This window comes from Oceanobacillus longus, assembly GCF_042650085.1.
Taxonomy (GTDB): Bacteria; Bacillota; Bacilli; order Bacillales; family Amphibacillaceae; genus Oceanobacillus; species Oceanobacillus longus.
This window is the reverse complement of record NZ_JBHSAO010000008.1, coordinates 73,780-95,959: the sequence shown is the minus strand read 5'-3', so window position 1 is coordinate 95,959 and position 22,180 is coordinate 73,780. Positions and strand designations below refer to the sequence as shown.

The following is a 22,180-nucleotide window of genomic DNA, read 5'->3' as shown; positions in this document are numbered from 1 at the left end:
ATCATATCTAGGACGTGATCACAATGATTAAAAATAATCCAAATAGCTTAGCAATTAGTATCGTTATTATATTTGGTGTTGCTTTATTTTTCATTGGTACGGACGGATTTCAAGCCTACACCGTAGAAACAGCCAGGGTTAATAAATTAATGGAAGAAAATCCAGTCTTCCCTGAAGTAACCTTGGAAGATAGTAAAGAGAGGGTATATCCATTTAAAGAGTTCGAAGGGAAATATGTCATGTTAACCTTTATTTACACAGCATGTACGGATGTATGTCCGGAACTTGAATTAAATATGGCACAGGTTTATAACAATATTCCAGAACAATATATTGGTGAAGATATTGTATTTCTTAGTATCAGCTTCGATCCAGAAAGAGATGATCCAGCTACATTGGAAAAGTACCGTTCGTACTTTAATAGTGATGGGGAGATATGGAGGATGGCCAGAATCGAAGACCAGAGCGAACTCGATGATTTACTGGACGAATTTGGTGTAATCGTTATTCCTGACAAAAACGGAAATTTCCAGCATAACTCCGCATTTTATTTAGTAGATCCCAATGGTATTTTAGTTGAGGTAATGGATTATACAGAAATTGAAGGTGCGACAGAAAAAATTATATCAATATTGGAAACAGAATTGGAGGAATAGATGATGAAACAGGCAGTTTATGGTCTAGTATTATATATCTTTCTAATGCTCCCCCCAGTTACTGCACTGGCAGAGTCTATTATGGCCATTCACATGCATATGCAGATGCCTTTGTTTGTTATAGCAGGTATGCTCATGACACCATTGTTCCAAAAGAAGTTTCCAAACCTCTTTACAAAATGGAACAGTAATGGAGTTCCTGGAATTCTATTATTCATGATTATCGTACTATACTGGATGATGCCTAGAACAATGGATGAAGCACTGACGATACCAGCAGTAGAAATCTTTAAGTTTATAAGCCTGCCATTTCTTGCGGGAGTACCGTTAAGGGATAGTTGGAAGAAACTCGGATCCCGAGGTAAAAATAGTATCTATGTTAGCTTAAGCATTATTTTTGGCTTTATGGCTTGGTTATATATATTTTCACCAAATCAATTATGCAATAACTACCTGATCATTGAGCAAAAAACACTAGGTTGGGGATTTGTATTCCTTGCAGCATGTATCCTTATCTACTTTATCCAAACGCTATTTATTGATGAAACAGAATACGAATAGGAGATTCCTTAATACTTTTTTAAAAAATAATCCTAAGTTTTTTGGCTTCAGAGTTATAATGATTCATGCGTTATCGTATGTTACCGTATCCAATGGAATCTCCTTCTTAATACGTTTCTTTCTAATTTCCTCCATACGTATTTACCTCAATCGAATTATAAAGGTCAATTAAAAATTGTATATGTTAAAACAATTCTTCTTGTAATTCCTTCATATTCACAATGATATTTCCGCCTTTATCATTTTTAATTAAGTTGTTCTTTTTCAACTGTGTCAGTGTTCTGCTGACCGTTTCACGACTAGAACCTATCATATTTGCTAAATCTTTATTGGTAAACTGTGATGTTATAGAGATTTGATTGCTGGTAATTTCCTTTCCATTGGACTTTGCCAGACGGAGTAAAAGCAATATGATTTGTTCGTACGTATTATGCAGAATCTTTTCTTCCAGTCGGTTTTGCAAGTCTACAATTCTATCTCCCAGAACTTTAAATAATTTAATACAGATTTCTGGATTTGTTATAAGGAAGTTTTCAAACAAATGGATAGGAATATATATTAAAATAGCATCTTCCAAGACTTCAGCATGTGCAGGATAATTATCTTTGCGGAAAAAACCTTGATGTGGAAACATTTCTCCTACATTAAGGATATTGACGATCTGTTCTTTCCCATGCATATCTGATCGATATATTTTTACTTTACCTTGATGGATAAAGTATACATTTGTTAATGGATCTCCTTGCATAAAAATATGTGTACCCTGACGAAACATTCGATTTTTTGCTAAGTCTATAATAGGTTCCATTTCATAGTCTGTTAAATTTTTAAACAAAGTAAAGCGCTGTAGAAGCTCCTTTATTGACATGGAGAACACTCCTTTTAATTATGTATATGTTCTATAATGCAATACTATCATTTCTAATAAGTAGGTAGTGTGACGAAAATCACAGCTATCTATGCTCACGCTCACATACACAGCTTTATAATAGCATTATGATATATGTGTTAGCAAAAAAAGAAACCAGGAGGGTACTTATTATGAAAAAAAATTTATTGTTTAGTATTTTAGTAGGTTTTATGCTACTGCTCGCAGCTTGTGGTGGAGAGGACAATAGCACGGAAAATGATGCGACAGATAATACAGATACAGAAACTACAGAACAGACGGAAGCTTCTGGGGAAAGCACTGAAGCAGAAATCAATAATGATGTCGTTATGACATTAACTAATTTTGATTTTGACAAGGAAGAATATGTTGTACAGTCTGGTGAGGAAGTTACAATAACACTTGTGAATGAAGAAGGAAACCATGGTATTTCCATTGATGAATTGGATGTAAATATTCAAGGTGAGGGAGAGGCAGTCTTTGTGCCGGAAGAACCCGGGGAATATGTTATATACTGCAATGTTTTCTGTGGCGATGGCCATGAAGAAATGACTGCAACAATCGTAGTTCTATAATCAATAGACGATCACGACTATATTATATTTTATAAATAGAAATCTAGAACAAATATCAAAAATACAGGGGGTTAACATAATGAACGATATTGAGTTCGCCACAAAATTACATGCACCAGATATAGAACCAAGAATCCGTCATCCGCGAATTTTCGAAGTTTTTGATGGGTTAAATCCTGGAGAATATATGCAGCTATCCAATGACCATGATCCAAAACCATTGCAATATCAGTTTATGATAGAAAGAGAGAGTACATTTTCCTGGGAATATCTTGAGGAAGGCCCTGAACTTTGGCGTGTTGCAATAGGTAAAATGTGATACGAAGGAAAATCCTTAAATTCAATGTTTAAGGATTTTTTTTATCCTTTCATTAGTTAAAAATACCCAACATCTAGTTTCACGGAAAGAAAGTTAAAATGTGAAGTAGATGTAGAGATGGAGGAATTATATGTTGCATCGAGATTATAATGAAAATCCATTTATCGTTATTTGGGAATTAACCCGTGCATGTCAATTACAATGCCTGCATTGCAGGGCTGAGGCACAGCACCATCGTCACCCATTGGAGTTAACTTTTGAAGAAGGAAAAAAGTTAATCGATGATATATATGAAATGGATAATCCAATGCTTGTTTTTACAGGTGGAGATCCACTGGAGCGTCCAGATGTATTTGAAATTGCGGAGTATGCTGTTAAAAAAGGTGTCCGTGTTTCCATGACCCCTTCTGCTACTCCGAATGTGACGAAAGATGCGATGAAGAAGGCAAAGGATATTGGGCTTTCCAGATGGGCATTTAGTATTGATGGCCATTGCAAAGAGATACATGATCACTTCCGTGGTACAGGAGGTTCCTTTGATTTAACGATGAATGCCATTCATTACTTACATGAATTAGAGATGCCATTACAAATCAATACCGTAATTTCAAGATATAATTATGAATACTTAGATGAAATGGCTGAAATGGTGGAAAAGCTTAATTGTGTATTGTGGAGTGTATTTTTTCTCGTACCAACAGGAAGAGGAAAAGAAACGGATATGATATCAGCCGTCGAGCATGAACGTGTTTTCAGATGGTTATATCAATTATCCAAAAGGGTACCCTTTGATATTAAAACTACTGCTGGACAACATTACCGCCGAGTTGTCATTCAGAATAAAATGCGCGAACATAAGGGAATGAGTGATAAAGAACATATCTTTTACCAAGATGCCTTGGATAATGGGAAAACCGGTCAGATTGATGGACTCGGACGAGCACCAAAAGGAGTAAACGATGGCAATGGGTTTGTGTTTATTTCTCATACTGGTGATGTGTTTCCGAGTGGGTTATTACCAATCAATGCGGGAAACGTCCGTCAAACACCATTAGCAACTATTTACCGTGAATCTGAAATATTTAAGAATTTACGAGATCCTGATAAATATAAAGGAAAATGTGGAATATGTGAATTCCGAAATGTATGTGGAGGTTCAAGATCAAGAGCCTATAATGTTACAGGAGATTACATGGAAAGTGAACCGTATTGTGTGTATATTCCTAGAGCAATGCGTGGGAAAAAGCAAACCATATAAATCGTAATATAATACGAAAAGCCAGGCATCTGTTGCTTGGCTTTTCTTCATATACATAATCGGTGATCTGAATGTATAAATAAAAACCCAAAATAACTGGAATGAAAAAAATTAGCTATTTTTGTCTGTCAAAGTTGAGTTATTATTAAAGAAATTAAATACGTATTGTGTTAGAGTATAGAGGAAATTAGAGGACTTTTTGATGAATAGTAAATCATCTCGAATGAATAGTGATAAAGGGTGGTAAGGATTGAAATTTAAAGAAATAGCTCCTTCACAGAAGCTACTAAAAAATAATACTCCCAAACAGAGTTCAACGCTAATCTCGGATGTGATAGCCCTTATCAAACTCCGTGTTTTAATTGCAAATGTTCTTCCGGTGTTTGTTGGTTTCTGGCTTGCGCTTTATTTCAATAATCGTTCTTTTGCTGAACATTGGGGACTTTTCCTCCTTACCATGGCAGGAGGAACTTTTATTATGGCTGGAGCACTGATTCTCAATAATTGGTATGATGCAGATATTGATAAAGTGATGGATCGTACAAAGGGAAGGCCTACTGTAACTGGAAACTTTTCGCTTAAAGCTGTTTTAAATGCGGGAATCGCAACTTCTGTAATTGGGTTCATTTTATTACTTTTTACAACATTGGAAGCTTCATTATATGGTGTAATTGGTTGGTTTACGTATGTCGTTCTATACTCCATGTGGTCAAAAAGGAGATATACATTGAATACTGTGATTGGAAGTGTCTCTGGTGCCGTAACCCCCATGATTGGCTGGGCAGCAATAGATACAGCAATCCATCCGGTTCCAATTGTTTTATTCTTGTTGTTATTTATTTGGCAGATTCCACATACCTTCGCAATTGCCATAAAAAAATACGATGAATATAAAGCAGCGGGAGTGGCGATGTTGCCTGTCGTACACGGTATGGCAATCACGAAACGGCAGATGCTGATTTATATTACATGCCTTCTACCATTGCCGTTTCTTCTTTATCCGCTTGGTATTGTTTTTATCGTAATTAGCTCATTATTAACTATCGGTTGGATCGTATTATGTGTGAGAGGATTTTTTATAGAAGATAATTGGAAATGGGCACATATGAACTTTCTTTATTCGGTTAATTATTTAAATATACTATTTATCCTGATGGTAATATTGACATTACCATTATTTGGAAATTAATGAAAAGAAACAATTACCAGAATGACTTAAATTATTGTCTGGGAAATATTGTTGCATAAGAGTTTATAAACCAGCTTAAATTTAAAAAATATCGTGAGGTTGTTTAAAAGCAACTATAAACTTTCCAGGGAAGGGGATACGTATATGTTTAAGGGAATAGAACGGTTTAATTACAAATGAGAAATCGATTCTTAGGATGTGTAACGTGAAACGAAGTAGAAAGAAAATGTATTTATTTGTATTCTTGTTTATTATTTTGTTATTAAGGTTTTTGTATAATCAAAATAACGCTATAACGGTGACGGATTTTACTGTCAGTTCCAATAAAATTCCACAAAGCTTCAATGGCTATAAAATCGTTCAGTTATCAGATTTACATAATAAGTCTTTTGGTAAAAATCAAGGTAGGTTGACTCAAAAGGTAAAAGCATTACATCCAGATATAATCCTAGTAACGGGGGATTTGATAGATCGGCGAAAATACAATGAAAAGCCAAGTCTTGATTTAATGAAGGAAATGGTAGAAATCGCACCTGTATATTATGTGACTGGGAATCATGAATGGGGATCAGGAAAGTTTATCAGCTCATTGGAGGATAAATTAATTGATATGGGCGTAAATGTAATGAGAAACTCACATATTGCAATTCAAAAGGGTGGGGATGAGATCTATCTTATTGGTATTGATGATCCATCCACTGGTGCTGATGAATCGTATGCAGAATATAGTATTGCAGAAGCGGCTATTGAGGATTCGTTAGAAGGATTGGTGAATAAAGATAGTTTTAAAATCCTTTTGTCACATCGGCCAGAGTTGTTTTCGCTATATAAGGAGTTTGATATTGACTTAATATTCTCGGGTCATGCACATGGTGGTCAATTTAGGATTCCATTTATCGGTGGAATGATTGCTCCAGGTCAAGGACTGCTTCCAGAGTATACATCGGGAAGACATGATGAAGATAATTCTACATTGATTGTAAATAGAGGGCTGGGAAACAGTCTCTTTCCTCAAAGATTATTGAATCAGCCAGAAGTTATTTCAGTTACATTATCAACTGAAAATTCGACAAAAATCGGGGAGTGACAATATCCAAAAGTGGAGGCGACCGGTTAGGAGCTAACAGACTGGACTGCGCCGAAGGAGATAAAGGAAACACCAAGAGCTGAAAGCGATTGTATGTTGACTTATCGAACGGAGGTGTCAGGAAGTCTGGTAAGCTCCTGGTTGCCGGAACTAGCCGCAACTCGTATGGTTGCCACTACTCTAAACAGAATTCGACAAAAATCGGGGAGTGACAGGCACTAAAAAGGAACAATCCACATTAAGTGGGTTGTTCCTTCATTTTTAAATGCTTATTTGCTTTCCACTTCTGTATTTTTTTCCGTTTCATACTTTATACGGTTAGAGTCAAAATCGTTAGGTAGTTGATCTTTACCTGTTATGTTTTTAAGTAATTCTTTTACATCAATCCCTGAGGAAGCTTTTAATGATTCCTGCAAGGTGGACATAAGATTGGTTGCGTAGCCGGTCACTTTGTTGGCTCCACCATCTGTACCACTGCTTCCGGTATCAACAACAGTAATTTTGTCGATATTTGCCAGTGGACTTGCCACTTCTTTCGCATATTCAGGAAGCATCTTCATGACCATGTCCAGAATTGCTGCTTGCCCAAATTGGTCAAATGCCTCAGCAATTTTTTCTTTTGCTTCTGCTTCGGCAAGACCCGTCAGGCGAATAATTTCTGCTTCGGATTCACCTTGAGCTCTTGTAGAATCTGCCTTGGCAAGACCAGCAGCGCGTACTTGTTCCGCTTCTGCTCTTGCTTCTGCTTCAATTCTGTATTGGTTCGCGTCAGCAGCAGCAAATTGTTTCGCTTTATCAGCAACAGCGGCCTGTTCCACCGCATAACGATCGGCATCTGCTTTCTTTTTAACTTCTGAGTCATATTGTTTCTCACGGCGAAGAATCTCTTTTTCTTCCAATTCAATTTGTTTTTGACGTTCAATGATTTTAATTTGCATTTCCTGTTCTGTAACTTGTTGCTTGGCACGAGCGGTTTCATAGTCGTATGCCTGATCGGCACGGGCCTTTGCGATATCCTGTTCACGACGATATTCTGCTGTTTTTAGTTGATTTTCTTTTTCAGCTTCTGCAATTTCAGTTGCGCGTTCCAGTTCTGACTTTTGTGCCTCTTTTGCCGCTTGAGCGCGTTTAATTCGTGTTTCTTTATCAGCTTCAGCGGTAGCGATGTCAGCATCTCGTTTTACTTGGGCAATTCTTGGTTTACCTAAGGAATCCAGATAACCGTTCTTATCCTTTACGTCCTTAATGGTGAAGGATACGATGATAAGTCCCATTTTAGCTAAATCCTGGGAAGCAACACGTTGTACTTCCTGAGAAAATTTGTCGCGATTCTTATAAATTTCTTCAACAGTCATTGAACCAAGAATGGAACGAAGATGACCTTCGAGTACTTCTTTTGCTTCATTTTCACGATCTGCTTTTGATTTTCCTAAAAATTGTTCCGCAGCAGTTGCAATTTCACTAATAGAACCACCAATTTTAATGATTGCAGTTCCATCGGCCATCACTGGAACACCTTGCTCCGTATAGACTTCAGGTGTGGTTACCTCTAACTTGCTAGATAGTAAACTTAATGGTTCTGCCTGCTGGAAAACCGGTAGGACGAATGTACCTCCACCCCGAATTATTTTAATTTTATTTCCAGATTCATCCACATGGACATTTTTCCCACCGAGATAGCTCCCAGTAACAATTAATGCTTCGTCAGGACCTGCAGTACGATATTTTGTAACAAAAACACCAATAAGTGCAATTAATAAAAATACTGCAATCCCAATAACAATCCATATTGCTGTCATTTTGTTTCCCCCTTATTCACTTTTTTATTAAAATACTCATTATTTGATAAGTGTTTAACCAGAGTATTTATAATCCAAATCATTTTCATAAGCGACGACGTATAATACACCATTCTCTACCTCTATCACCAAAACTTGTTGACCCTCTTCGATTATTTGATTTTCATAGCTTGCAGCAGTTTTTGAAATCCTACCGCTTTTACTTTCAATTACGATTTCTCCAAAACCGTTTTTGGGGACAGGAATAATAATTTTTCCTACTCGACCTTTTAATGACTCCTCTGTATAGCTAAGCGATTGCTCGGCAGAAGACATCGGAATGAGGACAAATACATTCAAAAGAGCATCCAAAATAAAGGAGATCAAGATTGAAATAAAGATAATCGTAACACTGGAAAAGGAAGTAATGAATTCCAGCACATAACCGGATGCGGAGAAAATTGTAATAAATGCTAGAATAAGAGCAGGATTCAGAAAGCTAAAAACTCCGCCAATTCCTTCAGCGATATCACCAAAAAAAATATACAGAACAGTTAATAGTCCAGAGATAACAAGCATAATTAAATAAAGGCTCTCCACTGGATATCCGAAAATTGTCATATGCATCCATCCTTTACATGTTTTTGAAGGGCCTTATAACTTATATACGAGGGACCTATGTAAAAAGTTTCATAAAATGATGGTAATTCAAATTATTAGTGAATTATTTTGTCGAAGTGTTCATGATTGGTATGAAACATCTGAAAGTAATTAAGTGTTGCAAATAGGTAAAAAATCATACATATTAAATATATTCGAAATTTTCCCTGATATCAACTACTTTTAAAATATTATGTTTGAAATAGGGTGTGTTTATGGAATTTATTTACAGAAAATTGATTTCTACAGTTGTTTCAACATTAGTTATTTCCTTCATTTTAAGCTTTATTGGTGTGACACGGTTTGAGCAAAGTTATCATATGGGAAATGAGTTGCTGGGGTGGTCTGTCGTATACATAATGTATTCCGGTGTGATCATTCTTATATATGGTGGATTCATTTCAGGTGTCTTGGAATATGTTCACTTAAAATGGTTTAAACAGTCAACAAGTCTCTACATCGGTATACATGGCTTTTTTGGTATGCTGTTTGGATTATTTACGTTAAGTTGGATGATGGGGCTCGTGGGTGCTTTTGCAGCATTATTGTATGGAGCAGTAGACAGGATATTATATAAGAATCAATTTAAAGAGAAGTCAATTGTTACGGTTACTGTTTCGCTTGTTCTATTATATGTGATCCCTTGGATGTTCTTAGAAACAATTTCGCCACAAGAATCACCATTTACTGCCCGAGATGCGGTTGAATTTGCTACAGAGGGGGAAGGGACTGCAACCGATTCCTTTCCAAAAGAGATTGGAAAATGGCAGGGCGTTGTCAACGGTTATCAAGTGATAAGAGAAACGAGTGCAGAAGAAATTGCAAAAGAAAAGTATCTAATCGTTTTTACGGAAAGCTGGGAAAAAGGAGAAGAGACAGGAACCTGGTATCTTTCGTACGAAGTGGAACGAGGGAGCTTGTCAGCGGCTGGGAATGGAGGGGATGTACCACCTTATCCAAAATAATAATTAAATAAAAAGAGCTTCATTCAGCTCTCTTTATTCTCAAATTCCGTATTTCTTCATTTTATTGTAAAGCGTCACCCTGGATATTCCCAATCTTTTAGCGGCGTCCGACTTATTCCCGTTTGTTTCTTGCAAAGTTTTCTCAATTAGCTGTATTTCTAAATTTTTCTTTTCCTGAGGAATGGTATTGCTTTCTTCGGTTTCTGAATTTTTCCAGATGGAAGAAGTACTAGGTAGATAACTTAATAGATCATCTTTCGTAATCTTCGCCTCTTCGGTGAGGATGATGATGCGCTCCATTAGATTGCGCAGTTCCCGAATATTTCCTGGCCAATTATATTGGAGAAGCATGTTAAATGCATCCGATTCAATTTCTGGAATAGGAACTTGGTACTTGGAAGCAAACTGCTTTAGAAACATTTCTGATAGTTCATTTATATCGTCAATTCTGTCTCGGAGAGGTGGCATTGTCAGTTGTATTACATTTAACCGATAAAATAAATCCGATCTGAATCTCTTTTCTTCCATAAGTTGTTCAAGGTTTTGGTTAGTAGCTGCGATAAAACGCACATTGATGGTCTTTCCTTTGGAGTCACCAATTCGGTAAACACTATTTTCCTGAAGTACACGCAGTAACTTCACCTGCATCTCCAGTGGTAGTTCGCCAACTTCGTCCAAAAAAAGGGTGCCGCCATCGGCCATTTCAATTTTCCCAGCTTTTCCTTTCCTCTCTGCACCGGTGAATGACCCACCTTCATAGCCAAAAAGCTCACTTTCAAATAAGGCACTCGGTATAGCTCCACAGTTAACTGGTATAAATGGCCCGGTACTACGGTCGCTCGTTTCATGAATGGCCCGAGCACATACTTCCTTTCCTGTGCCGCTTTCGCCAAGTATTAAGGTTGTGGCATCTGATTTTGCAGCTTTACGTGCAATTCGGACCGTTTGGTTTAACGGAAGACTATTTCCAACTAATTTGGAAAAAGGGGTCTCATCTGTATTTGTGTAGACTTTTTGTCTTAACTCATCTAACTCAGCGGATGTAGTTTCCAGATTATCGTTTAGTTTTACAATTTGTGTAATATCACGTTCTACAGATAAGGCACCAATTAACTGACCTTCATGATCCATAATTGGAACTGCGTTAACTACAACATGCTTGTCTTTACGAGGGCGGTGATAAGCGTTTTTAACAGACTGTCTTGTATCGAGAACCTTGAAAACCATTAAATCATCGTTATGAAAAAATTCATTGATTGGTTTATGAATAATAGCTGATCGGTCGATATTATACGTCTGAACTGCTGCATCATTCCAAAAGACAACTTCCATATTACTATCTACTATCGTAATTGCATCATCTTCTGCATCTAGTAGAGCTTCTAAATAATAAAGGCTATTAAGCATTCGATTCACCTCACAAAGTGTAAAACTCTTGCTTATCTAATTGTATAGTTTTTTTACAATATTGTAAATAAAGCTTACATATATTATCAGATTGTTCACTCCATTTTTTCTACGATGATTTTGGTTAAAATTTATTTTACAGGGTAGATAATCCTTATAGACTACTTCTCTATAATTATCCAGAAAGTTGGCATGATTTTTGCTTATATTATAGTGAAGGGTTTATAAAAATAGTAAACGCTTTATCACAAACTACGAAAATCAAGGAGGTTTTTATATTGGTATTGCCATTTAAGCATGAACCATTTACAGATTTTAATGATGATAGGAACCGTAAAGAATTTGAAGCAGCATTGGAACTCGTTAAGGGAGATCTAGGCAAGGAATATCCATTGGTGATCAATGGGGAGAAAATTTTTACTGATGATAAACTTATTTCTGTAAGCCCTTCCAATAAAGAGCAAGTTGTTGGGAAAGTTTCTAAAGCAACGAAGGAACACGTTGATCAAGCATTTGAATCAGCAATTGAGGCTTTTAAAACATGGAAAAAATGGACTCCGAAAGAACGTGCGGATGTTTTGTATCGTGCAGCAGGTATGATTCGTCGTCGTAAACATGAATTTTCCGCATGGCTTGTTTATGACGCTGGAAAACCTTGGAACCAGGCTGATGGTGACACAGCAGAAGGTATTGATTTTCTTGAATATTATGCACGCCAAATGATTGAACTTGGACAGGGGAAAAAATTGGTTGACCATGAAGCTGAACATAATGACTATTTTTATCAACCTATGGGGCCTGGTGTAACCATTCCACCATGGAACTTTGCATTTGCAATCGTAGCTGGTACGGTAGCTGCACCAATCGTAGCTGGTAATCCAGTACTATTGAAGCCATCTGAAAATACACCGGTGATTGCATATAAATTGGTTGAGGTACTGGAGGAAGCAGGTTTACCAAAAGGTGTCCTTAACTTTGTCCCTGGTGACCCAGCAGAAATTGGAGATTATCTTGTTGATCATAAGGAAACACATTTCATCAATTTTACTGGTTCACGTGCAACAGGTACACGGATTATTGAAAGAGCTGCAAAAGTCCAAGAAGGTCAGCAGTTCCTGAAGCGCGTTGTTGCTGAAATGGGTGGAAAAGATACCATTATTGTGGATCGGGATGCAGATCTTGATTTGGCAGCAGATGCAATTGTAAATTCTGCGTTTGGCTTCTCCGGTCAGAAATGTTCTGCCTGCTCTAGAGCCGTTATTCATAAAGATGTATATGATGAAGTACTTGAAAAATCAATTGAACTGACAAAAGAGTTAACTGTTGGTAACCCATCAGAAGAAAATTTCTATATGGGTGCAGTAGTAAATCAAAAACAATTTGAAAAAATTAAAGATTATATAGAGATTGGTAAAAAAGAAGGAGAGCTTGTATATGGTGGGGAAGCCGATGATTCAAAAGGTTTCTTTATTTCTCCTACAATTTTCAAAGATCTCGATCCGAAAGCTAGAATTATGCAGGAAGAAATATTTGGACCAGTTGTTGGGTTTACGAAAGCGGAGGACTTTGATGAGCTATTGGAAATTGCCAACAATACAGAATATGGTCTTACAGGTGCCGTTATTTCCAATAATCGTGAACATTTAAATCGTGCCCGTCATGAATTCCATGTAGGGAATCTATATTTCAACCGTGGGTGTACAGCGGCTATTGTTGGTTACCAGCCTTTTGGAGGTTTCAAAATGTCTGGTACAGATTCAAAAGCTGGAGGACCGGATTATTTGCAACATTTTCTGGAAGCTAAAGTTGTATCTGAAACATTCTAATTTTATTTGATTTTATGCGGCGAGTATAGATTGCTTGCCGCATAAAGTTCATTGCTATTCATTTAAGAAATGTGATTAATAACGCGTAAGATAAGTCGCATTTTAAAGGAGAAACTGACATGACTAGTCTAACAAAAGATTTCTTTATCGGTTTATCAAATAATAGATTACTAAATGCAAATGCAAAAAAATGGGGATTCCGTCTTGGTGCTGAAAAGTTCGTTGCCGGTACAACTATGGAAAGTGTGATTGATACGCTCAAAGAGCTTAACAGCAGGGGAATTAGTGGGACACTCGATAATCTTGGGGAATTCGTATCCGATAAATCGGAAGCAAGCTTGGCAAAAACAGAGATCATTCGAATTTTAGAAAAAATTAACGAATATAATTTGGATTGTCATGTATCCGTGAAGTTGACGCAGCTTGGTTTGGATATTGATCAGGAGTTTTGTATTGGTAATATGAAAGAGATTTTGGATACTGCGGATGCTTATAATATATTTATCAATATTGACATGGAAAAATATATTCATTATTCGAAGACGCTAGAAATTTTAAAAAATCTACGTAATGAATACAAAAATGTGGGAACCGTAATCCAGTCCTACCTTTATCGAGCTGAAAAGGATCTTAAACAACTTAGAGATGTCAGACTGCGTCTCGTAAAAGGTGCATATAAAGAAAGTGATGAGGTGGCTTTCTATTCCAAAGAAGAGATTGATCGGAATTTTATCAAACTAGCTAAAAATCGATTGCTTGGAGATGCTTTCACTTCCATTGCTACTCATGATCACAATATCATTGAGGAACTAAAAGGCTTTGTAAAGAAGAATAATATCAGCAAAGATAAGTTTGAATTCCAAATGCTCTATGGTTTTCGGACAGAAATGCACGATGAACTGGCAGAAGAAGGCTATAACTTCTGTACCTATATCCCTTTTGGTGACGACTGGTTCGGTTACTTCATGCGCCGGCTAGCAGAACGTCCGCAAAATATGAATCTCGTTGTTAAAGATATTATCTATGGTAAAAATAACAAAATTAAAAAGGAACCGATTATTCTGGGAACACTTGCAGTTACTTCTGTATTAGTATGGAAGAAAAAGCGTAATAAAAAGGACAAAGTAATAAGCTGACCAGTGTGATTGTTCACTTGACAAAAAAATAAAGCGACACCTGTGGAAGCAGAAGTCGCTTTTAAATTTATAATGAGAGATTTTATTGGCCCGCTACGTCTCTCTTTGTAAAAAATAACCAGGAAAGCAGTAAAAATACAGCATAGTAAACAATTAAAACGGTAACGGAAAAGCCCAATGTCATTTCTTCAATTAATGGTGTATTTCCACTTGTATATTGGTTCAAATTTGTGTTTGCAAAAAGGATATATTTTGCCCATGACCGCTCCATGAAAAAGAAAACGATTTGATTTCCGACCAACATTAGGAAAATAGCTGTTCCGATTGCGAGTGCACTGTTTCGGAATACAGAGGAGATCATAAATGCGAATGTAGCCATCATGACAAGGGTAACGAGCTGAAATCCATATCCAGAAACAATTTCACCAATTACCGATACGTATTCCAAACCAGTACTCTTTTCCAGTACGATATACGGATTTAAACCTTCGACACCAAAGAAAATGGCACCAACAATCCATGAAAAGAGCAATACGAATAAAAGGGTAAATAAAGAGAAACATAGAACTGCTACATACTTTGAAGCTAATATTTTTGTCCGGGAAATGGGACGAATAAGTAAAAGTTTGATGGTTCCCCATCTAAATTCGTTTGCTACAATACCAGCAGCGACAATAATCGTAAGTAGACTAACGATGGATAATAGCATCTCATTTTCCATTACATACTGCCATGCACCATAGCCTGCAGGTTGAATATCATTTTCCAAGTAATAATTATTAGTTTCAATGAAACTGGAGTTAATACCTTGCAGAAATTCTTCTTCTTCCATTTCTTTTGTTAATACTTCATTTTCTTCTTGTAATGCTTCCCGCCAATTTTCCTGTTCATATGCTTCTTCGAATTCTCCATAGATGTTAGCTATGATACCAAGTCCTAAAATGATTATAGCAAGGATAATGTACATGAACCATGTTGATTTTTGAATATAAATTTTAGTCAGTTCATTATAAACAAGGTTAAAAAAATTACTCAATCGTATTCTCTCCAATCAAATCAAAAAATTTATCTTCCAGTGTAGACTTGGTTACCCCTACTTGGTATACTGCAACATCATTTTTTACTAACGTTTGGATCAGTTCAGGAATTTTCTCTTTTTCACTTTGGAAGGTCAACTGTTTATCATCCTGGACTGCATCAATTTCATGGTGTGTCTTTAATAGTGCAATAGCTTGATCAACTGGCGTTACTTCGATTTGTACCTGCTTTAAGTTATCTTTCTCAGACTTATCATTAACTTGCTGAATCGCAACTAGCTCGCCGTTTTTAATAACTCCAATTCGGTCACACATCAGTTCTATTTCAGATAATAAATGGCTGGATATGATAATCGCCACATTTTCTTCTATTGCCAGCCTGCGAATGTACATTCGGATTTCTCTGATACCTGCTGGGTCAAGTCCGTTTGTTGGTTCATCCAAAATTAATACAGATGGATTATGTAATAAGGCCTGGGCAATGCCAAGACGCTGGCGCATTCCTAAAGAATATCTGCCAACCTTTTCCTTCATTGCTTTTTCAAGACCTACAATGGCAACTACTTCGTTGATACGTTCCTTTGTTATTCCTGGTATCATGCGTACATAATGAGCTAAATTCTGTGCTCCTGTCATGAACGGGTACATTTCGGGATTCTCAACAATTGCACCGACTTCCCGAACTGCTTCTTTATAGTTCGTTTTAATACTTTTACCAAGTATTTGAACATCGCCATCAGAGAGTTGCATCAATCCAACCATCATCCTTATTGTGGTTGTTTTACCTGCACCATTTGGACCGATTAAACCAAATACTTCTCCTTTGTTGATGGTGAAAGACAGCCCTTTGATAATTTCCTTTTTGCCAATCTTTTTTTTTACATCCATCAATTCCATTGCTATTTCTGACATGTAAATTACCTCCATTCTTAAGACTCTGTCCGTTCATACGGACTTGAACTACAAAATGTTTCATATTTTTAAATTAATTACTCAAACTTTTGCAGAGTAAAGTGGACAAATAAGTCTTGGTTGAATAAGGAGGGCTGGAGACACACTGCTCAAGTTGCCGCTGGATAACTATTTACACTAAGCATTCCATTCAAGGCTCTTTTCATTAATGTAGTTACTTTTCTTATGTCGGAATTTCTATAAACTCCGAAGTAACTGCTGGTTTTCTATCAGTATGTAGAAACTTCGGCGACCGCTCTGGGAAATATACTTCGCTTTCCGCGGGCGGCTGGTGAGCCTCTTCATGCTAACGCATTTCAGAGTCTCACCTATGCCTTTCCTCCCGCTGGAGTCTTCGTATATTTCCCAGAGCTGGAAGGTTGCTGACAATGACTACACTTGCTAATAGATAAAATAACCTCCTACAGCTTCACCAGTCCGGATGAGCGAAGGGCGGTGACTCCTGCGGGAACAAATGTTTTCGGTGGGGCGAGTAATCGCAGTCCCAGCACGTGTCCGAAGACCAGAAGAGCGGTTTTCTCTTCGGGGCTGAGGCCGTGCCCTAAGGATGCGCATCCGCCCGTAGCGATTCCGGACGACAGCAATAGCACACATCTTAGAATACCACCCAGAAGTTACGTCGCTTTGTGGATAGGATCTAATAAAGGTAGAGGTTAGTTCGCATTTTATCTCAACTCCGCTATGATTAAAAAGCAATAAATATTACGTAAATATCCTTGTTTTACCAAGGTTAACAAGGATATTAGTAGAGACATTCTAGGTGTGAGTAGCATATTTTCTTTTTACAGGTATTACATAAGTAGCCTGCTCAAATAGTGGTTCCAGAACATATGATGTAATGTACGCAGTCAAGAGCTGCTGTGTGGGGAATTAAATAGTTGTTATGTGAGCTGATAGGAATACGTCAGCTCTTTTTAATTTTATGTTTATTTTACTTCATAACGGGAAATTAAACATTAACAAACAAAACAATTATATTATTGAGAGGAGTTTTTTCATTGAATACAACAGTAGAAAAACAAAAGAAAGCCAAAACAGGATTAATCGTTGCAGGAGTGGTTGCAGGAGCTTCTTCACTCGTTCTTCTTAATAGCAATGCGCGTACGAAAGTAAAGGATACTTCCAAAACAATGAAAGATTCCGTTGGCAAGTATGCTACAACAATTAAAGAAGATCCAAACGGTACAAGAGAAGCACTTATTACCCGAGTTCAAAATGCAACCGATATTTCCAAAGAAGCAATTAACAAAATCCAGGCCATATTGGATACGCAAGTAAAAGATATCAAAGAGACATCAAAAAATGTAGCGGATGAATCGAAAGAAGTCATGTCCTCTGTGAAAGATGCCCAAGGGGACTTAATGGATGTGAAAGATAAAGCAGTAGATGCAAAAGATGAATTACTGTCCGCAAAAGACGATGTAAAGTCAAACACATCATCCGGTAATAAGACAGGATCAACAACAGATCATACCATTACAAAGACTCCTATTAACTAAATATCTATTTGTTTAAAAATGCTCATAAGCCTGTACAGGTTTATGAGCATTTTTTTATTTAGTGGGCTCTTATACGGCGGGTTTAACTATAAAAACAATGGGTAAAATAGTATTAAATGAAACTACGAATAATTAGGTGAGGTAAGATGACTACTACAAGGGACAAATCATTATATATGACAGATAATTCATATCGTATTAATTTCCTAGCCCACAATTTATGGTCGGGTTTTCTCTTTGGAATTGGGCTTGTTGCTTTTATTGATGAATTTATATTTCATCAATTATTGCAATGGCATCATTTCTATGATAAATCAACCACCGAAATCGGGCTGATTTCCGATGGACTATTTCATGCATTCAGCTGGTTTGCAACAGTTGGAGGATTATTTATGGTGGCAGATCTAAGACGACGCAATGCATTATGGTTAAAGCGATGGTGGGGCGGAATGCTACTTGGATCAGGTGCTTTTCAGTTGTATGATGGTATCATACAGCATAAGATTATGCGTCTTCATCAGATTCGTTATGTCGATCACGTTATTATATATGACATCGTATGGAATGTCATTGCAGCTATTATGATCGTATTTGGTACTTTTTTTATTGTAAGAACAGGAAGGGTTGCGAAAGGAAGAAAAACAAATGAATCATGATATGTATCAAGGGTTTAGTCTTCCTTTAGAATACGTAATTGCATTTTGTTTCCTACTTCTTTTAGGCATATATATTGTTGCAGGAATAATAACTAGTAGGAGGACCAGACTCAGGTGGTGGCCATTACATAGATATATTTTCTGGGTTCTGGGAATTTTTTGCACTGCTCTTGCAATTATAGGGCCTATAGCACAATTAGCACATACAGACTTTAGGATCCACATGCTGGTTCATCTATTACTTGGGATGGTAGGACCGCTCTTTCTGGCTCTTGCAGCACCGATGACACTTTTACTGCGAACGATACCAGTTATTGCAGCAAAGAAGGTTACCGGTTTATTGAAAAGCTTACTAATTCGATTTTTGAGTCATCCGATTATAGCAGCAATCTTAAATATGGGTGGTTTGTGGGTGCTTTATACGACCGACCTGTATATACGAATGCATCAAAGCCTTGCTGTATATATTTTGATACATATCCATGTATTTTTGGCAGGTTATATTTTTACGGTTGCAATGATTTATATCGACCCAATAACTCATCGCTACAGCTTTATTTACCGTTCAGTTGTATTGGTGCTTTCACTCGCTTCCCACGGAATACTGGCTAAGTATATTTATGCAAACCCACCTAATGGAGTACCTGTTTCACAGGCGGAATTTGGTGGAATGCTGATGTACTATGGCGGTGATGCAGTGGATCTCATCTTAATTTTTATTCTTTGTCTGCATTGGTATAAAGCAGCTCAGCCCTACTTCGTAGAAAATAAAAAGTTGAATATCAATTGACTAATTACTTGAAAGGCCCTGCTAAAATCATTTTCAGAGCCTTTTTGTAGTGGGCTATAACGAATATATCCCATTCAAATATGATTTAATAGTTGCTAATTCCATTCGAACATTTAGAATATCTTCTTCTTTAATTGCCTCAATCAGTTTACCGATACAATATGCCAGCCAATCTTCTCCCGAAATGCCCTATCTCTTAATTTTTTTCTAACTTCTTTTCCCCAACTTTTAACTGCTTCGGTCGATGTATTTTCTTGAACAGCAATTTTCTTAACAGAAAGATCTTCTATGATATAGTATTTAACCCATTTCCATTGATTCACAGATAGATGCTTTTTTAACCGCTCCCACAACTGATCATTGACTGAAAAGAATTCCCTATAACTTTTAATAGAAGTATTGGATCCCAATCCACGTGCATAGTTACCATCATCATAAAGATATTGCTGATTACGTATAAAATGATCCATTTTTTCTACCGCATTATTTTCTTTACGTATGCGATCGATTAATCGGTTTTTGATTGAATAATTAAAATAAGTTGCCATGGGTCCTTTGTCCGGCTCGTAAGTTTCATAGGCTTTCCACAACGCAAAAAGACCTTCTTCATAGAAGTCTTCATTATTATCACGAATTTGAAGGCGATTGATATAATAGTGTATTCTTTTTTCATTTTGAGTAAAAACCTCTTCAAACGTAAATTTTTGATTATCCTTCATATAAATCATCTCCATTTTCCTATATTTTAAAATTTCGAGAATAAATGATTATTCTATATTAATAATCGAAAAAAGTTGGCGTTTGGGGGTGAAAAAAATATAAAATTTTTACAAAAGTTTATTTTCCGGATACTAGAAGATTCCGCTCTTCATAAAAATATATTTATATTCAGAATATTTATTGTTATAATTAATAAATATCGACTTCTTAGAGAGGTAACTGTAAAAGGGGGATATTTATATGGCAGAATTAAGATGGGATCGCCCAGACAAGCTTCGGATCTTGTTGGATGAAATTGTAAGCTGGAAAAGTATGACATTATCAGAAGGGGAGAGACAATTTCCTGCGAAGTTACGTGCCAAGCTTCAGAATTTGGAGTATTTCCAGCAGTTCCCGGATTATCTTTCCACCCATGATGCTGATTTGAGACGAAAATTTTTAACAGCATTTTATAAACATCCTGAGGCTAAAGAGACAATTTGTCTAATAAGTCATTTTGATACGGTGAATACAGAGGAATATGGCGTTTTGGAACCTTTGGCTACTCAACCAGAGGAACTTACGAAAGTATTATTGGAGAGACAGGATGAGTTTCAAGAAGAAGTACGAAAAGATTTAGAATCGGGAGAATTTCTTTTTGGACGTGGCACAATGGATATGAAGATGGGGCTTGTGATGCATATGAGTCTCATTGAAAAGGCAAGTGTGGAAAAATGGCCAATTAATCTACTGTTATTAACCGTACCTGACGAAGAAGTAAACTCAGCGGGAATGCGTTTTGCTGTTCCTATTCTGGAGAAACTTCAGGAAAAACATCAATTCACATACAAAATATTTTTAAACAGTGAACCTACTTTTCGTCAGGATCCTACCGATATATCCCATTATATGTACACAGGTTCCATTGGAAAATTACTTGCTGCTTCTTTATTTTATGGAAAAGAAACACATGCAGGTGAGCCACTCAGTGGGATGACTTCCCCTTATATTTCTTCTTTCATGACAAGAGAGATGGAGTGGAATGATTTATTTGAGGAAACCGTTCTCGGGGAGACGACACCACTTCCTGTAACCTTGCAGCAAACGGATTTGCGGTTGCATTATTCTACACAGACTCCATACCGTTCGTCTGCCTTGTATAATATATTTCTTATGAAGCGGAGTGCGTCAGAGGCCTTTGATTTGTTTGAGAAGGTAGCGGAAACGGCTGCAGAAAAGTGTAATGAAGCGTATGAACAAATTTGCAAGAGGCATCATGTTGAACCAATTGGAAAAGTAAAAGTGATTCGTTATAAAGATTTAGTAACCTATGCGACCAATAAACTGGGTAAGGAATATGTAAGTGATGTTAAAGCAGATATTCATTACAATGAAGCTTGGGATGATCGAGAAAAATCGCTGCGCATTACCGATAAACTAATGATTCAATGTCAGGAACTTGCTCCTGCAATTATTGTATTGCTGGCACCGCCATACTATCCGGCTGTCAACTCCACTGGTAATGAACTAATCGAATCGTGTACTTCGTTTGTAAAGAAAATTGCACAAGAAAAATTCAACTTGCCTATAAAACGGATTCATTACTTAAATGGAATATGTGACCTCAGCTATGTAAGTTATTCCGGTACTGCAGAAGGCTGGAATGCTTTTGAAGAAAACACACCGGTCTGGGGTGACAGCTATATTTTACCATTCAAAGAAATGCAGAAGCTAAATGCACCTGTTATAAACGTCGGACCGTATGGACACGATGCACATAAACGAACGGAGCGTCTGAATATCAAAAACGCCTTTGAAGAATATCCAATCATCATGGAAGAATTGATTCATATGATAAGTAATGCAAACTAAAAGAGATTCCCTAGTGGGGATTTCTTTTAGTTTGCATTCGTATTAAAAAGATTTGTAAAGATGATAACCTATATTAGTTAAATATTTATAATTAATTAATATTTTACAAAACAACTGTTGACTTTCATGCTTTTAAAAGATACAATACAGATAATTCATATCAAATTACTTGTGTTAATATTTCTTATCCAGAGAGGTGGAGGGAAGGGCCCTATGAAACCTCGGCAACAGGTTGGATTTAATACTGTGCCAACTCCTTCAGGTGAATTACCTGAAAGATAAGAAGAGAAAAAAAGCTAGCCTATTAAAAGGCAAAGTTAGCAAATCCTCTTCTTATAATATAGAATGA

The 22,180-nt window shown here is 36.8% G+C and carries 21 protein-coding genes and 1 riboswitch; of the genes, 14 read left to right on the top strand and 7 right to left on the bottom strand.

What is annotated here, in order from left to right; all coding sequences use genetic code 11:
* The first annotated feature begins 23 nt into the window (after positions 1-23).
* Positions 24-656 carry an SCO family protein gene (locus ACFOUV_RS11125; RefSeq protein ID WP_379496843.1) on the top strand — a complete coding sequence of 211 codons (633 nt, stop codon included), beginning with the start codon at positions 24-26 and terminating at the stop codon, positions 654-656.
* The gene (locus ACFOUV_RS11120) at positions 657-1,217 is read left to right on the top strand and encodes a hypothetical protein (protein ID WP_449290036.1); all 561 of its coding nucleotides are present in this window, start codon (positions 657-659) and stop codon (positions 1,215-1,217) included.
* Positions 1,218-1,401: 184 nt separating this feature from the next.
* Here the strand turns inward: ACFOUV_RS11120 and ACFOUV_RS11115 are convergent, their stop codons facing one another.
* Entirely contained in the window at positions 1,402-2,094 is a 693-nt protein-coding gene (locus ACFOUV_RS11115) for a Crp/Fnr family transcriptional regulator (RefSeq protein WP_379496842.1), read from the bottom strand.
* Between the two features lie 164 nt (positions 2,095-2,258).
* Between ACFOUV_RS11115 and ACFOUV_RS11110 the strand changes: the two genes are divergently transcribed.
* The 5 genes from ACFOUV_RS11110 to ACFOUV_RS11090 all read left to right on the top strand — a co-directional run bounded on the left by ACFOUV_RS11110 (position 2,259) and on the right by ACFOUV_RS11090 (position 6,534).
* Positions 2,259-2,681 carry a cytochrome C oxidase subunit II gene (locus ACFOUV_RS11110; protein WP_379496841.1) on the top strand — a complete coding sequence of 141 codons (423 nt, stop codon included), beginning with the start codon at positions 2,259-2,261 and terminating at the stop codon, positions 2,679-2,681.
* 79 nt (positions 2,682-2,760) lie between these two features.
* Positions 2,761-3,000, top strand: a complete 240-nt coding sequence (locus ACFOUV_RS11105) for a DUF2249 domain-containing protein (RefSeq protein ID WP_379496840.1) — start codon at positions 2,761-2,763, stop codon at positions 2,998-3,000.
* 130 nt (positions 3,001-3,130) lie between these two features.
* Positions 3,131-4,258, top strand: coding sequence for a TIGR04053 family radical SAM/SPASM domain-containing protein (locus tag ACFOUV_RS11100; protein ID WP_379496839.1), 1,128 nt, complete (start codon positions 3,131-3,133; stop codon positions 4,256-4,258).
* Positions 4,259-4,508: 250 nt separating this feature from the next.
* The gene (cyoE, locus tag ACFOUV_RS11095; protein WP_379496838.1) at positions 4,509-5,447 is read left to right on the top strand and encodes a heme o synthase; all 939 of its coding nucleotides are present in this window, start codon (positions 4,509-4,511) and stop codon (positions 5,445-5,447) included.
* A gap of 226 nt (positions 5,448-5,673) precedes the next feature.
* Positions 5,674-6,534, top strand: coding sequence for a metallophosphoesterase (locus ACFOUV_RS11090; protein WP_379497251.1), 861 nt, complete (start codon positions 5,674-5,676; stop codon positions 6,532-6,534).
* Positions 6,535-6,803: 269 nt separating this feature from the next.
* Here ACFOUV_RS11090 and ACFOUV_RS11085 read toward each other — a convergent pair whose 3' ends face one another.
* Positions 6,804-8,333: a flotillin family protein gene (locus ACFOUV_RS11085; RefSeq protein WP_379496837.1), complete on the bottom strand. Its 1,530-nt coding sequence runs from the start codon at positions 8,331-8,333 to the stop codon at positions 6,804-6,806.
* A 54-nt stretch (positions 8,334-8,387) separates the two neighbouring features.
* The gene (locus tag ACFOUV_RS11080; protein WP_379496836.1) at positions 8,388-8,933 is read right to left on the bottom strand and encodes a hypothetical protein; all 546 of its coding nucleotides are present in this window, start codon (positions 8,931-8,933) and stop codon (positions 8,388-8,390) included.
* A 254-nt stretch (positions 8,934-9,187) separates the two neighbouring features.
* Between ACFOUV_RS11080 and ACFOUV_RS11075 the strand changes: the two genes are divergently transcribed.
* Positions 9,188-9,937, top strand: coding sequence for a hypothetical protein (locus ACFOUV_RS11075; protein WP_379496835.1), 750 nt, complete (start codon positions 9,188-9,190; stop codon positions 9,935-9,937).
* Between the two features lie 39 nt (positions 9,938-9,976).
* On the opposite strand, the gene ACFOUV_RS11070 is transcribed toward ACFOUV_RS11075, so the two are convergent.
* Positions 9,977-11,344, bottom strand: a complete 1,368-nt coding sequence (locus ACFOUV_RS11070; protein WP_379496834.1) for a sigma-54 interaction domain-containing protein — start codon at positions 11,342-11,344, stop codon at positions 9,977-9,979.
* A gap of 278 nt (positions 11,345-11,622) precedes the next feature.
* Between ACFOUV_RS11070 and pruA the strand changes: the two genes are divergently transcribed.
* A complete protein-coding gene (gene pruA / locus ACFOUV_RS11065; protein WP_379496833.1) occupies positions 11,623-13,170 on the top strand; it encodes an L-glutamate gamma-semialdehyde dehydrogenase in 1,548 nt (515 codons plus the stop codon).
* A gap of 119 nt (positions 13,171-13,289) precedes the next feature.
* Positions 13,290-14,306 carry a proline dehydrogenase family protein gene (locus ACFOUV_RS11060; RefSeq protein ID WP_379496832.1) on the top strand — a complete coding sequence of 339 codons (1,017 nt, stop codon included), beginning with the start codon at positions 13,290-13,292 and terminating at the stop codon, positions 14,304-14,306.
* 82 nt (positions 14,307-14,388) lie between these two features.
* On the opposite strand, the gene ACFOUV_RS11055 is transcribed toward ACFOUV_RS11060, so the two are convergent.
* The gene (locus ACFOUV_RS11055; protein WP_379496831.1) at positions 14,389-15,342 is read right to left on the bottom strand and encodes an ABC transporter permease; all 954 of its coding nucleotides are present in this window, start codon (positions 15,340-15,342) and stop codon (positions 14,389-14,391) included.
* A complete protein-coding gene (locus ACFOUV_RS11050) occupies positions 15,335-16,255 on the bottom strand; it encodes an ABC transporter ATP-binding protein (RefSeq protein ID WP_379496830.1) in 921 nt (306 codons plus the stop codon). Before ACFOUV_RS11050 ends, ACFOUV_RS11055 begins: the two co-directional genes overlap by 8 nt.
* Before the next feature lie 1,058 nt (positions 16,256-17,313).
* Here ACFOUV_RS11050 and ACFOUV_RS11045 point away from each other — a divergent pair.
* From ACFOUV_RS11045 to ACFOUV_RS11035, 3 genes are all read left to right on the top strand, one after another.
* Positions 17,314-17,814 (top strand): hypothetical protein, encoded by a 501-nt coding sequence (locus ACFOUV_RS11045; RefSeq protein ID WP_379496829.1) that lies wholly within the window; start codon positions 17,314-17,316, stop codon positions 17,812-17,814.
* A gap of 146 nt (positions 17,815-17,960) precedes the next feature.
* Positions 17,961-18,470: a DUF2243 domain-containing protein gene (locus ACFOUV_RS11040; protein ID WP_379496828.1), complete on the top strand. Its 510-nt coding sequence runs from the start codon at positions 17,961-17,963 to the stop codon at positions 18,468-18,470.
* Positions 18,460-19,260, top strand: a complete 801-nt coding sequence (locus ACFOUV_RS11035) for a cytochrome c oxidase assembly protein (protein ID WP_379496827.1) — start codon at positions 18,460-18,462, stop codon at positions 19,258-19,260. Before ACFOUV_RS11040 ends, ACFOUV_RS11035 begins: the two co-directional genes overlap by 11 nt.
* A gap of 143 nt (positions 19,261-19,403) precedes the next feature.
* Here ACFOUV_RS11035 and ACFOUV_RS11030 read toward each other — a convergent pair whose 3' ends face one another.
* The gene (locus ACFOUV_RS11030; protein WP_379496826.1) at positions 19,404-19,979 is read right to left on the bottom strand and encodes a sigma-70 family RNA polymerase sigma factor; all 576 of its coding nucleotides are present in this window, start codon (positions 19,977-19,979) and stop codon (positions 19,404-19,406) included.
* A 241-nt stretch (positions 19,980-20,220) separates the two neighbouring features.
* Here ACFOUV_RS11030 and ACFOUV_RS11025 point away from each other — a divergent pair, with 241 nt between their 5' ends.
* On the top strand, positions 20,221-21,831 hold the full coding sequence (locus ACFOUV_RS11025; protein WP_379496825.1) for a M20/M25/M40 family metallo-hydrolase: 1,611 nt from the start codon (positions 20,221-20,223) through the stop codon (positions 21,829-21,831).
* Between the two features lie 181 nt (positions 21,832-22,012).
* Positions 22,013-22,116: riboswitch (SAM riboswitch) on the top strand.
* Positions 22,117-22,180: the final 64 nt, after the last annotated feature.